Source organism: Ignavibacteriales bacterium (genome assembly GCA_016709155.1).
Lineage (GTDB): Bacteria > Bacteroidota > Ignavibacteria > Ignavibacteriales > Ignavibacteriaceae > JADJEI01.
On the sequence record JADJEI010000001.1, the window covers coordinates 1637680 to 1650996 of the forward strand.

Annotated in this window: 8 protein-coding genes and 1 pseudogene; 6 read left to right on the top strand and 3 right to left on the bottom strand. The window is 34.7% G+C overall.

Going from position 1 to position 13317, the window contains the following annotated elements; genetic code table 11:
- Nucleotides 1-61: 61 nt before the first annotated feature.
- The 3 genes from htpG to IPH11_07885 form a co-directional block, all read right to left on the bottom strand.
- Entirely contained in the window at nt 62-1993 is a 1932-nt protein-coding gene (gene htpG / locus IPH11_07875; GenBank protein MBK6913575.1) for a molecular chaperone HtpG, read from the bottom strand.
- Nucleotides 1994-2130: 137 nt separating this feature from the next.
- Nucleotides 2131-3075, bottom strand: coding sequence for a J domain-containing protein (locus IPH11_07880; protein ID MBK6913576.1), 945 nt, complete (start codon nt 3073-3075; stop codon nt 2131-2133).
- Between the two features lie 203 nt (nt 3076-3278).
- Nucleotides 3279-3743, bottom strand: coding sequence for an Hsp20/alpha crystallin family protein (locus IPH11_07885; protein MBK6913577.1), 465 nt, complete (start codon nt 3741-3743; stop codon nt 3279-3281).
- A gap of 327 nt (nt 3744-4070) precedes the next feature.
- On the opposite strand from IPH11_07885, the gene mnmE reads away from it, so the two are divergent.
- The 6 genes and pseudogenes from mnmE to IPH11_07915 all read left to right on the top strand — a co-directional run bounded on the left by mnmE (nt 4071) and on the right by IPH11_07915 (nt 13305).
- Nucleotides 4071-5423: a tRNA uridine-5-carboxymethylaminomethyl(34) synthesis GTPase MnmE gene (mnmE, locus tag IPH11_07890; protein ID MBK6913578.1), complete on the top strand. Its 1353-nt coding sequence runs from the start codon at nt 4071-4073 to the stop codon at nt 5421-5423.
- Between the two features lie 80 nt (nt 5424-5503).
- Nucleotides 5504-7382 (top strand): annotated as a pseudogene (gene mnmG / locus IPH11_07895) (tRNA uridine-5-carboxymethylaminomethyl(34) synthesis enzyme MnmG).
- A gap of 15 nt (nt 7383-7397) precedes the next feature.
- Complete coding sequence (gene rsmG / locus IPH11_07900; GenBank protein MBK6913579.1) at nt 7398-8081, top strand: 16S rRNA (guanine(527)-N(7))-methyltransferase RsmG; 684 nt, start codon at nt 7398-7400, stop codon at nt 8079-8081.
- A 136-nt stretch (nt 8082-8217) separates the two neighbouring features.
- Complete coding sequence (gene mfd, locus IPH11_07905; GenBank protein ID MBK6913580.1) at nt 8218-11625, top strand: transcription-repair coupling factor; 3408 nt, start codon at nt 8218-8220, stop codon at nt 11623-11625.
- A gap of 6 nt (nt 11626-11631) precedes the next feature.
- Nucleotides 11632-12354: a hypothetical protein gene (locus IPH11_07910; protein ID MBK6913581.1), complete on the top strand. Its 723-nt coding sequence runs from the start codon at nt 11632-11634 to the stop codon at nt 12352-12354.
- A gap of 51 nt (nt 12355-12405) precedes the next feature.
- The gene (locus IPH11_07915) at nt 12406-13305 is read left to right on the top strand and encodes an aminotransferase class IV (GenBank protein MBK6913582.1); all 900 of its coding nucleotides are present in this window, start codon (nt 12406-12408) and stop codon (nt 13303-13305) included.
- The last annotated feature ends 12 nt before the right edge of the window (nt 13306-13317 follow it).

Genomic DNA, 13317 nt, shown 5'->3' on the forward strand with positions numbered 1-13317 from the left:
AGAGGGATAAGAAAATCTTTCTATATATAATTCATTCTTCATTCACATTTTAGTTAGCAAATTATTTTAGCTCCCTGCCTTTGGAGGGTCTGGGGGACGCTACATACAACTCCCTCGCATCTGTTAACATTTTATTTAATCTATGAACAAGTTTATGTGGATCTTCAAGATTACCTTCAAGCAATAATGCTGATTCATAAAGCTGCTCAGTTGTGTCCGCAATAAATTGATCACTTTCATTTTTCTTAAAGACGTTCATCAGGTTTTTAATGAGCTTATGATCTTTATTTATCTCCATCAATCTTTTTTGCGGCGGCATTGCCATTCCCTGATTAGACATCTTCAATATCTTTTGCATAGTTGATGACATCGTATCATCTGGATTTATCAAACAAGATGGACTTCCCTTTAATCGTTTAGATTCGTGAACTTCTGTAACTCTATCACCAAGTATTTCTTTCATCTTCAATAACAGCTTGCCAAAAGCTTTATCATCTTCTTTACTGAACTTCTCTTTTGGCTCTTCATTCTTTTCAACATCTTCAAGTTTATCAAGTTCCTTCAAATCAACACCATCAACAGATTTAAAATCAAAATCTTTATGCTTGCGGATTGATGAAACCACAAACTCATCAACAGGATCGTACAAATAAAGAACTTCTAATCCCTTTGCTTTAAAGATTTCAAGATGAGGATTTAAATCAATTGCTTCTTTACTATTTCCAAGTGAGTAATAAATTTCTTTTTGATCTTTCTTCATTCTTCCAACATAATCTTCAAGCGATACAAGTTCTTTTTCATCTTTACTTACGGATGAATTAAATCTTAAAAGCTGTTTATATTTATCTGTGTTGGTAAAATCCATATAACCGAGTTTAAAAATCCTTCCATGCTCTTTCCAGAATTCGGCAAAACGTTCTGGCGAATCTTTTGCAACTTTAATTAAATCAGAAAGAATATTGCTTGCAACACTTTGGGCAATTTTTGTAAAGACAACATTTTCTTGAAGTGTTTCTCTGGAAATATTAAGCGGTAAATCTTCGGAATCAACAACACCTTTTACAAAACTTAAATACTCCGGCAGCAGTTCTTTATTTTGATGTTGAATGAGCACGCGACGAACATACAAATCCAAACCGTAATCATCACGATTAAATCTCCAATACTCATAACTCTTTTTAGGAATGAACAACAAAGAATTAAATTGAATCGGCGCATCAACCGATGTGTGAATTGTTTCAAACGGTTCTTCGCTATCATATGTTAAAAATTTGTAGAACTCATCGTACTGTTCTTTTTTCAGATTGGTTTTTGGTTCACGCCAAATTGCAGCAATTGTATTAATCTTTTCATTCTCCAAATAAATCGGGAAAGAAATAAAGTTAGAATGTTTTTTTATAATTGATTCTAAACGATATTTCTCGGCAAATTCTTTTGTTTCTTCTTTAAGGAATATTTCAATTGTAGTTCCACGATTTGTCTCTCCGTCAATATCAGAAATTTCATAATCACCAAGCCCATCAGATTTCCACTCAACAGCAACTTCATCTTTCTTGTAAGATTTTGATTTGATGATAACTTCCTTAGCAACCATAAAAACAGAATAGAATCCAATACCGAATCTTCCGATAATATTGTTGACGGCTTCTTTGTTATCTGAAAGCTGTTTTAAAAATTCTTCCGAACCAGACTTAGCAATAGTTCCAATGTTTGCAATCATTTCATCACGAGTCATTCCAATTCCGGTATCAGAAATTGTAATCGTGTTTTTCTTATCATCAAATCCAATTTTAATTTCTAATGGCAATTCTTTGTCTGCAATATCAGTTCCTTTGTTAGATTCAAAACGAAGTTTATCCAAAGCATCTGATGAGTTTGAAATTAATTCACGAAGAAATATATCCTTGCTTGTGTAAAGTGAATGTACAAGAATATCTAATAGCTTTTTAGTTTCAGCCTTAAATTCAAATTTTGTTTTGTGTGTTTCTGTCATTTATTATCTCCTGTTTGATCCATTTGTCATCTTGAGCTTGTCGAAAGATGACGGTTGTTTTTTTTCAAGTTGTCACGTTTCGACAAGCCCAACGTGACAGAATATAAGCTGTCCCTTTTTCCCTCCTTAGGGGGTGATTAAGGGAAGGTTCTTAATGTTTTTAATTTATTAAATAATTCTTTTTCTTCTTTGTTTAAATTTTTTGGAATGTTAACGTGAACTTTAACAAACAAGTCGCCTCTGCCAATTTCCTTGCTTAACCCCAGCCCCTTCAATCTCAAAGTTGTTTCTGATTCTGTTCCTTCGGGAATATTAATGCTTATTGTTTTTCCATCTAATGTTCTTATACTTTCTTTTCCACCAAGAACCGCAGTGTATAAATCAACATCAAGATTGTAATATAAATCGTTTTCTTTAATCTCATAAAATGGATGTTGAAGAATGTGGATGTTTAGATATAAATCTCCTTTTGTACCATCGGCAGTTTTAGATCTACCCAATCCTTTTAATCTAAGCTTCTGTCCATCTTTTGTTCCCGGATTGATTTTTATTTTTAATTTCTTTCCCTCAACACTAATTGTCTTTTCGCTTCCGACAAAAACATCTTCAAGAGTAACGTTCATGTTTGCTTCAACATCAATCGCTGTTTTTTGCTGTTGAGTTTTTCCGCCAAATCCTTTTCCACTGCCACCAAAAAATGATTCAAAGAAATCAGAAAATCCTCCGCCTCCCATTCCTCCGAAGATATCGTTTATGTTTCCACTAAATTCATAAGATGAACCAGAACCAGGCTGTCTTCTTCCGCCACCAAAATGAGAATAAAAATCATCAAAACCTTGCCCGCCTGTGTTTCGATATTGATTCCAGTTTGAACCGAGAGTATCGTATTTTTTTCTTTTCTCAGGATCGCTTAAAACTTCGTTGGCTTCAGTTATCTCTTTAAATTTTTCTTCAGCGGATTTATTCCCTGGGTTGCGATCAGGATGATGTTTCATAGCAAGCTTTCGGTATGCTTTTTTTATTTCATCCTGCGTAGCCGTTTTTTCTACACCTAGTATTTTATAGTAATCTTTGTAATCCATTTTAAACCTGAATAAGAAAATTTCTTATTCTAAATTTAGATAAAATAGTTATGTCAACCTGTGTCATTGGCATTAGGTTCTAAAAAAATTTTTTTAGATTCCTGAACAATCTGCCGAAGCGGACAAAATGACAAACAAAATTTAGACAAAAGAAAAGGGTAACCCAAAAGTTACCCTTATTCACATCTTCATCTACTCTTATCTTATTTAACTTTTATTTCAATTTCTTTTGGTTTTGCTTCTTCTGCTTTTGGGATAGTTATAGTTAACTGTCCATTATTGAATTCAGCATTTATTTTATCTGCTTGAATTAATTCTGGAAGATTAAATGATCTGAAATATTTGCCATAAGATTTTTCAATGCGATGGCACTTTGCCTCTTTTGTTTCGGCTTCCTGAATTCTTTCGCCACTGATATTTAACTTACCATTCGTAAAAGATATTTTAACATCTTCTTTTTTGATTCCAGGTAAATCGATTGTTAAAGTAAAGTTGTCTTTATTTTCATAGATGTCTGTTAATGGCATCCAAACAGCGTTTTCATATTCTGCATCAACATCCTTGTTCTTTGAAATACCAAATCGGTTTTCAAGTGAGTTAAACATTTTGCTGAACTCTCTTTCGAAATCTATAAGATCTCTGACCGGGTTGAATTTTACGAGTGTCATTTTTTTCTCCTATTTATTTTTAAGGTTACGTTTATTTTGTTTGTTTCGATTCCATACTTACAACAAGTGTGCCGAAACATTATTTTCTCATAACTTATTATAAAACAATAGATTATAAACATATTTGAAACAATAAAGAAGCTGCATTTTTGGCAGAGAATTTGTCATATTATTTATATATGGACAAAAAACGTCACAAACATCAGTCATAATGTCCTTTTTTTGGCCAAAGCTATTTTTGATTGGCTAAATTAACTCTGATTATTAAATTGGTATGCTTTTCATTATTGATTATTTTTACTATTTCAAATTCCGAGCATTTTAAAAGTGAAAGAAGATACAATTGTTGCGCTAGCTACTCCTGCGGGAGTTGGTGCAATTTCTGTTATTAGAGTAAGCGGTCCGCAATCGTTTTCTGCTGTAGATAATATTTTTTATGGCAAAAGTACGGTTGATAATGCAGCAACACATACATTGCATTATGGCGATATTAAAAATCAGGATGGCGAACACATTGATGACGTTTTGGTATCTGTATTTAGGGCTCCAAACTCATATACTGGTGAAGATAGTGTTGAGATAAGCACGCATGGAAATCCGCTCATAACACAAAAAATTATTGAGCTTTTAATTACAAATTTTGACGTAAGATTAGCTGAACCTGGTGAATTTACAAAGCGAGCATTTCTAAATAGTAGAATAGATCTTGCAAAAGCAGAAGCAGTCGCTGATGTAATTAACTCTAGAACCGAAGCTTCATTTCGTGGGGCAAGAAATCAACTTGATGGGTTACTATCTAATAAAGTAAACGATTTAAGAACTCAGTTATTAAACTCGTCTTCATTTATTGAACTTGAATTAGATTTTGCCGAAGAGGATATTGAATTTATCAATCAAGATGAGCTGCTGAAAATAATTGACTCAATCATTATAGAAATTGATACGTTGCTGGAAAGCTATTCGTTTGGAAGAGTGATTCGGGAGGGCGTTAATGTGGCATTGGTAGGAAGACCAAACGTAGGGAAGTCTTCGCTTTTGAATTATATACTAAAAGAATCCCGAGCAATAGTAAGTGAAATTCCTGGAACTACTCGTGATGTAATTCGAGAAGAGGTTTCAATTGGTGGAATCTTGTTTAGATTATTTGATACCGCAGGTATTCGCGTTTCAGAAGATACGATAGAGAAAGAGGGGATTCTGAGAAGTCAGGAAACAGTTAGAACTGCTGATGTTGTTATCTTTTTAGAAGATGTTCAGCAGACAGAATCAAAAGATCTTTTTATTGATTTGTTGAACTTTACAAGTTCTGATAAGATTATTAAGGTATTAAATAAAATTGATTTGAATCAAAATATTGTAAAAGATGTCGATGCAAAGATCTCCGCTAAAACAGGAGCAGGAATAGAATTGTTGTTGAAGAAGCTAACCGTGATTGCAATTGGCACTGAAACCTATACAGAGAAATCTGCAATTGTAACAAATCTAAGACATCTAAATTGCTTGAAGAAATCGAGAGAAAATTTAATGAATGCCAGAGAGTCTATCCTCAAAAAAATGAGTGGAGAATTTATCTCAGTTGATTTAAGAAATGCCGAAATGAATCTTGCAGAGATAATTGGTGAGGTAACATCGGAGGATATTTTAAATAACATTTTTATGAAATTTTGCATTGGAAAGTAAGTTTCGGTTTCACGTGAAACGGAAATCATTAACATTTCACAAGTATTTGTGTTTCACGTGGAAACAAAAAAAATTAGAAAATGAAGAAATTTGATATAGTTGTAGTTGGTGGTGGTCATGCCGGAATTGAAGCAGCTGCGGCTGGGGCAAGAATGGGCTGTTCCGTTGGACTGGTTACGATGGATAGGTTTGCGCTAGGTAGAATGTCCTGTAATCCCGCAATAGGAGGTACAGCAAAAGGACATTTGGTTAGAGAAATTGATGCTCTTGGCGGAGTAATGGGACAAATCGCAGACAAAACGGGGATTCAATTTAGAATGCTTAACAAATCTAAAGGTCCAGCCGTTTGGTCGCCGCGTTGCCAGTCTGATAGAAAATTATACTCCGAAGAAGCGCATAGAATAATCTCTCCAACACAGAACTTAGAAATCGTTGAAGACTCTGCTGACGGAAGTTCTTGCTGAAAATGAAAAAGTGATTGGAATAAAAACACAAAGCGGGGAAGAAATTCATTGTAAAGCATTGATACTTTCCTCTGGAACTTTCCTAAACGGTTTAATGCACACTGGATTAAATAAAACCAGCGGCGGCAGATTTGGCGAGCGCCCAGCATTAGGAATTACTGAATCTTTAGTTAAACTTGGGTTTGAATGTGGAAGGCTAAAAACCGGAACTCCGCCAAGATTAAAAAAGAATTCTATAAACTGGAGTATTTTAGAAGAGCAGCCCGGAGACGAAAATCCTCAGCCATTTTCTCATCAAACAGATTTATCTCAATTTCCGTACCTGCCGCAAGTAAGCTGCCATATTACACATACAAATTTAATTGTTCATAGAATTCTTGAAAAGGGTTTTGCAGAATCACCAATGTTTACAGGAGTAATTAAGGGTGTTGGTCCTCGTTACTGTCCATCGATTGAAGATAAGATTGTTCGATTTGCAAATAAAGAAAGTCATCAACTCTTTCTTGAGCCTGAAGGATTAGATTCCGATCAAATTTATTTAAATGGATTTTCATCTTCTTTGGCTGAAGAAATTCAACTTGAAGCTTTACACAAAATTGTTGGATTAGAAGAAGTTGAAATGGTTCGCCCAGCTTATGCCGTTGAGTATGATTTCTTCCCGCCTCAGCAAGTAGATTTAACTTTAGAAACAAAATTGATTTGCGGATTATATTTTGCGGGACAAATAAATGGAACATCCGGATACGAAGAGGCTGCCGCTCAAGGATTAATTGCTGGAATCAATGCTGCGTTAAAAATCCAGGGCAAACCAGAATTTGTTTTGAAGCGAAGCGAAGCTTATATCGGCGTGTTAATAGATGATCTGGTTACAAAATCTACCGATGAACCCTACAGAATGTTTACTTCGAGAGCCGAACATAGACTGCTACTTCGCCAGGATAATGCGGATAGACGATTGATGAAATATGGTTATGACTATGGTTTAGTCCCAAAATATATTTTTAAAGAAGCAGAAAGCAGAGAAAAGACAATTATCAATGGAATCAATTATTGCCGTAATGAAAAATATCATGCAAGAAATGTAAATGAATTTTTATCCTCTTTTAATTCAAATGAAATTGATTCAACTGAAACGATATCCAAGCTTTGTAAACGTCCTGAAATCAATCTTAAACAATTATTAGAATTTAATGGTACTTCGGATGACGATCAAGCAATCGCATTGTTAAAGGATGAAAAGGCATTAGCACAAGTAGAAATTGAGCTAAAGTATGAAGGTTATATTTCCAGACAGTACGATGCAGTTGCAAAGCTTGAAAAATATGAAGATTTAATACTCCCGATAAATTTAGATTATCAAAAAATTAAGCATTTATCGACTGAAGCGAGAGAAAAACTTGCAAAAGTAAAGCCGCGCTCTATCGGTCAGGCTTCTCGCATATCGGGTGTAACCCCTTCAGATATTTCTATTTTGTTGGTATATTTAAAGAAATAATTTTAAGGATTTTTTATGGTAGATAAGCAAGAACAATATGCCAAAGAACTACAAACGTTCTGCTGGGAAAATTCTTTCAACCCCGATCCGATGCGAATACAAAGACTGGCTTTTTTTGCAAAGCTTGTCAGCGAAAAAAATGAAAAGTTAAACTTAATCTCGAGAAAAGATATAGATGGCATTATTGAAAAGCATATTTGTATTTCTGCTTACATTTCAAAATTCATTCCTGAGAAGTGCAGTCAATTTATAGATATCGGAACAGGAGGGGGGTTCCCTGGCATCCCGCTGGCAATTGTAAAACCGGAATTAACCGGTGTGCTGGTAGATTCTACAACAAAAAAAATTACTGCTGTAAATGAATTTATTAACAACTTAAAACTCAGTAATATTACCGCCGAAAGTGATCGGGTAGAGAGTCCGGAATTTATAGCAAAAAACAAGGGCAGGTTTGATCTTATCGTAAGCAGGGCGACCGTTCCTTTAATTATTTTAATACGTTATTCACTCCCAATTATTAAAGAAAAAGCATATATTCTTGCAATGAAGGGGGGGGCATTGGAAGAAGAATTTCAAAAAGCAGAACTGAAATACAAATCCCATATTAAAAAATCCACAATATTTGAGCTGTATTACAAACCGACCAACATACGAAACAAAAAGGGGAAAAGATTAGTACTTATCGAACTACATAGATAATTTTTCCACAATATTAATTCTCGAATGGGCTCGGAAGTCTGTCTTCATTTGATTTTAACTCCGACCATTAATCATGTGCTTCATAACTATCGAAGAATCAATCCCCAGTAATTTTTGTTGGTAAACTAACCGAATAATGCAAAAACAAAAGCGAACCAATCCGCAGAATATTCTCCCGTTTTCAAATTCTTTCAATAGTTTAGTTCAACAGTTTGTGGAAAATACCCACTCACAATCCACAAATAAAATCTCCCCCCTTGCTGGAAGCATAAAATCATTATTGGCTTTATCATTATTTAAGAATATTGAACAGCAGGTATATTTATTTTCAGAAAAAAAATTAGTTGACGAGTTTTATGTAGAGCTGTGTACCCTTGGCTTAGAGGAATATTTAATTTCTATTCCCGAAATAACTTCGGATCAATTGCAGGAAAAGCTCACCCGTTTTCTTAACGCACAAAATTTTATTCTAATTTCTACCTATGAACTTCTAAATTTGAAACTGCCTGATCCCGGAAGAATTGAAAAAAACTTAATCACCATTAGAAACAATAATGATCTTAACTTCAATGAAATTATCGATTATCTGACTTTACTCGAGTATCAAAAGGTAAAATTTGTTGAGGAACCCGGTCAATTCTCTCAACGAGGTTCAATAATAGATTTTTGGTCCAATAGTGAAAAAAATCCTGCTCGATTAGAATTTGATGGGGATTTCCTTGAATCAATCCGCCTCTTCGATTGCGATAGCCAAAGATCTACCGAAATTATAACCGCAGTAACAATCGCTCCTGGAATAGAGGAGGGTGATGACTCATTAAGTGAAAATTATACTGCCGACATATTTGACTACCTTGTAAATCCCGTTATTTTCTGTTCAGAATATGGACTGCAAAACCTTCCCTCTAATGAAGTAATTGTAACCATTGATTCTAAGGAACTAAATGATCTAAACCTAACAGATCATTTAAAAGATGACGACGAGTTTCCTGACATTGTGCATGAAATCCCAGAAGAAATTCCAACAATTAAAAACAGAGAACTTGATTCTCTATTTTCAAAACCAAATGTTTGTTGGTTTATCGAACAAGAATTACAAAGCGATGCGCGCCTTGAACTTTCAATAAATGATGCTCCTTCAATAGGCGGGAATTACAAGTTACTTGTTTCTACCATCTTTGATTTTTCAAGTAAAGATTACAAAATATTTATAACTACAGAGAATGATTTACAAACAGCCCGATTAAAAGATTTGCTTGTTGAACTTCATCCTGAATTAAATTCATTAATTGAAAGTAGCTCGCTTAATATTATAACTTTACCCATCAGCAAAGGCTTCATTCTGCATAATATAAAGCTGCTTGTGCTAACTGACTATCAAATTTTTTCAAAGCCTTATCGTACAAAAACTCCGAGTTCTAAAAAATATAAAAAATCTAAATCACAAAATTTTGCGGCGATTAAGCATGGGGACTTTGTTGTGCATGAGGATTTTGGAATAGGTAAATATGCGGGACTTGAAACCATAACTATTGGTGAGATAAAGCAAGAGTCAATGAAAATCATTTATGCTGGGGGTGGGGTTGTTTATGTTAACCTAAATTATCTTTCTTTGGTTAAAAAATTCAGCACGGCAGAAAATGCCTCTCCATCTCTTTCAACTCTCGGTACTGCAGATTGGACTAATATAAAAAACAAAGCACGAAAAAAGATTAAAGAAGCTGCGCGAGAATTGATCGAACTTTATGCTAAGCGGAAATCAACTCAAGGTTATAGCTTCGGTCAGGACACGATTTGGCAAAAAGAACTCGAGGCTTCTTTCTTTTATGAAGATACGCCTGACCAAGTTAAAGTTTCGCTCGAAGTTAAAGAAGATATGCAGGCTGAAAATCCAATGGATCGTCTCGTTTGCGGTGATGTTGGCTTTGGGAAAACAGAGATTGCTGTTCGTGCTTCATTTAAAGCAGTTCAAGATGGAAAGCAGGTGGCAATACTTGTTCCTACCACCATCCTTGCCGAACAACACTACAACACTTTTAACGACAGACTATCTCAATTTCCTATTCGCGTAGCAGTGCTTTCAAGATTTCAATCTAAAAAAGAACAATCTGAAATAATAAAATATTTACCGGAAGGAAAAATTGATGTTGTAATTGGAACCCACCGCTTACTCTCAAAAGATATTGCCTTCAAAGACCTGGGATTGCTCATTATAGATGAGGAGCATCGTTTTGGTGTTAAAGCTAAAGAAAAACTTCGCTCTGTAAAAGTCAATGTTGATACACTAACATTAACCGCCACCCCCATTCCACGAACGTTAAATTTATCGCTTCTTGGGGCACGTGACCTCTCAATAATTACAACTCCTCCGCCAAATCGTCAACCAATAAGTACTTACGTTTCCACTTTCGACATTTTCAAAATAAAGGAATGGATATATACGGAGCTGAAAAGAAACGGGCAGATCTATTTTGTTCACGACCGCGTGCAATCAATTGATAAACTTGCTGATTATCTTATAAAATATATGCCTGATCTAAAAATTGCTGTTGCACATGGACAAATGAAGCCTTCGCAGCTTGAGGATGTAATTCATGGATTCCTAAATAAAAAATTTGATGTCCTTCTTTCAACAAAAATTATTGAGTCTGGAATAGATATTCCAAATGTCAATACTATCATTGTGAATCGTGCAGACAGATTTGGACTTGCGGAGCTTCATCAACTAAGAGGGAGGGTGGGGCGATCAGACCGACAGGCTTTTGCATATTTTATTGTACCTTCACTTAACAGTATTAATAAAAAGGCTTTGCGTCGCCTGCAAGCGATTGAAGAGTTTACTGACGTTGGAGCGGGTTTTAATTTATCAATGAGAGATCTTGAGATTCGCGGCGCTGGAAATTTACTTGGCACAGAGCAGTCCGGATTTATTAATGAAATTGGTTTTGACCTTTTCATCAAACTTATCAATCAAGCAGTTGAAGAATTAAAATATCAAGAGTTCAAAGAACTCTTTAAAACACTTCCAAAACCAAAAGAAAAAACTGAACCTACAATAGATACGTTTTTTGAAATTGGTATTCCAAAAGAATATATGCCCTCTCAAACTGATAGATTAAATTTTTATACGGCTTTATTTTCAATATCTTCGATAGAGGAGTTAGATGATTTGATTGCTGAAATGAAGGATCGTTTTGGTGCGTTACCAATTCTTTTGCTGCGATTAATTAATGCGGCTAAAATTAAATTTCTTGCATCGCAAGCTCTGTTTGAACGAATCATTATTCAACGGAAAAATATTTTTCTTATTTTGCCCAAAGGCAGAAATGAAGATTATTACCAATACCGCTTTATTCAATTAATGCGATTTGTTCTGACGGATTACAAAAATAAAATCACATTCAATCAGCAGAAAGAAAATATGCGCCTAATTATTCAAAATAATTTTGAATCGCCGGAAAAAATTTTCGGCTTTCTGTTTGAATTTTGCAATAAAGTCATTGAGTCTTTCAGAGAAGAAAAAACACAATCCGATTTGAATTAATCTGAAATGACTCCAACAAGAATAAATCTTTGGTCTGGTCCGCGAAATATTTCAACTGCATTGATGTATTCCTTTGCTCAGCGTGATGATACTTTTGTGTTTGACGAACCGCTCTATGCACACTACCTACTCACAACAAATGCAAATCATCCGGGCAAAGAAGAAATAATAAAAAGTATGGAAAGTGATGCGGCAGTTGTAATCAATAAAATAATTCTCGGCGAGCAGCGCAAACCCGTTTTATTTTTTAAGCAGATGGTTCATCATCTTGTTAATATTGACGAAAGCTTTATCAACAAAACCGAAAATATTTTCTTGATCAGGAACCCTGAAGAAATATTATCCTCGTACTCAAAAATTATTAGCAATCCAACTATGAACGATGTTGGTATAAAAAAGCAATTTGAACTTTTTAAAAAATTAGAAGATGCTGGAAAAGTCTCCTGCATCATTGATGCAAAAGAATTATTGCTAAGCCCGCAAAAAGTATTAACGGAAGTTTGTAAAAAATTAAAAATACCGTTTACAATAAAAATGCTTAGTTGGAGTGCTGGGTCTCGTCCCGAAGATGGCATTTGGGCAAAGTATTGGTATGGATCCGTTCATCAATCAACCGGCTTTCAAAAATATCATCAGAAAATAATTACTCTGCCGGCTTCGTTAAAAGCCTTAGCAGATGAATGTCAAAATTATTATGAATCTCTTTATAAAAAAGCTATCAAACATTAATGTGAATTTCATTTCTTTATATTTAGGTTACTTATTAGAAAGATTAATCTGATGAACTTCGAAATTGATTCTCGCAATAAAGACATTTTTATTTTCGTAAAAGACAAATTATATCCCCGAAGCGAAGCGAAAATATCTGTTTTTGACAGCGCCGTTCAGGGGGGAGATGCTGTCTGGGAAGGCTTGAGAGTTTACAACGGAAATGTTTTTGCCCTCGATCGTCATCTTACAAGATTGCAGCAATCTGCAAAGGCAATGATGTTTGAAAACATCCCCGCTTCAGATTGGATAAAAGAAAAAATATTAGCAACGCTTTCTTCAAATAGAATGAAAGATAATGTTCATATAAGATTAACTCTTACCCGTGGTGAAAAAATTACTTCAGGAATGAGTCCTGCATTTAATACCTCCGGCTGCTGTTTAATAATAATAGCTGAATGGAAACCACCTGTTTATTCAACTAATGGTATAAAATTAATTACTTCCGCCGTCAGAAGAAACCCGGCACAATGTGTAGATTCAAAAATTCATCACAACAATTTAATCAACAACATCCTTGCAAAAATTCAGGCAAATCTTTCAGGCGTTGATGATGCAATTATGCTCGACTTAAATGGTTTTGTTGCTGAAACAAATGCTACTAATATTTTTATGATTAAACAGCAGCAGGTTTTTACCCCCTTTCCTGATAGCTGTCTGCCGGGAATAACGAGGGGAATCGTAATTGAATTGTGTAATGAAAATAACATTTCAATTGTCGAAAAAAATATTTCCCTGGTTGAACTCTACAATGCAGATGAAGTATTCACTACCGGTACGATGGGAGAGGTTACTCCAGTGCTAGAAATTGATGGAAGAAAAATTGAGAACAAAATGGGATTTTCAATTGTTGATAAAATAAAAATCCTGTTTTCAAAAAAGATAGAGTCCGAAACAAAAAATTCTTTTTAGAGAGGAGCTCAA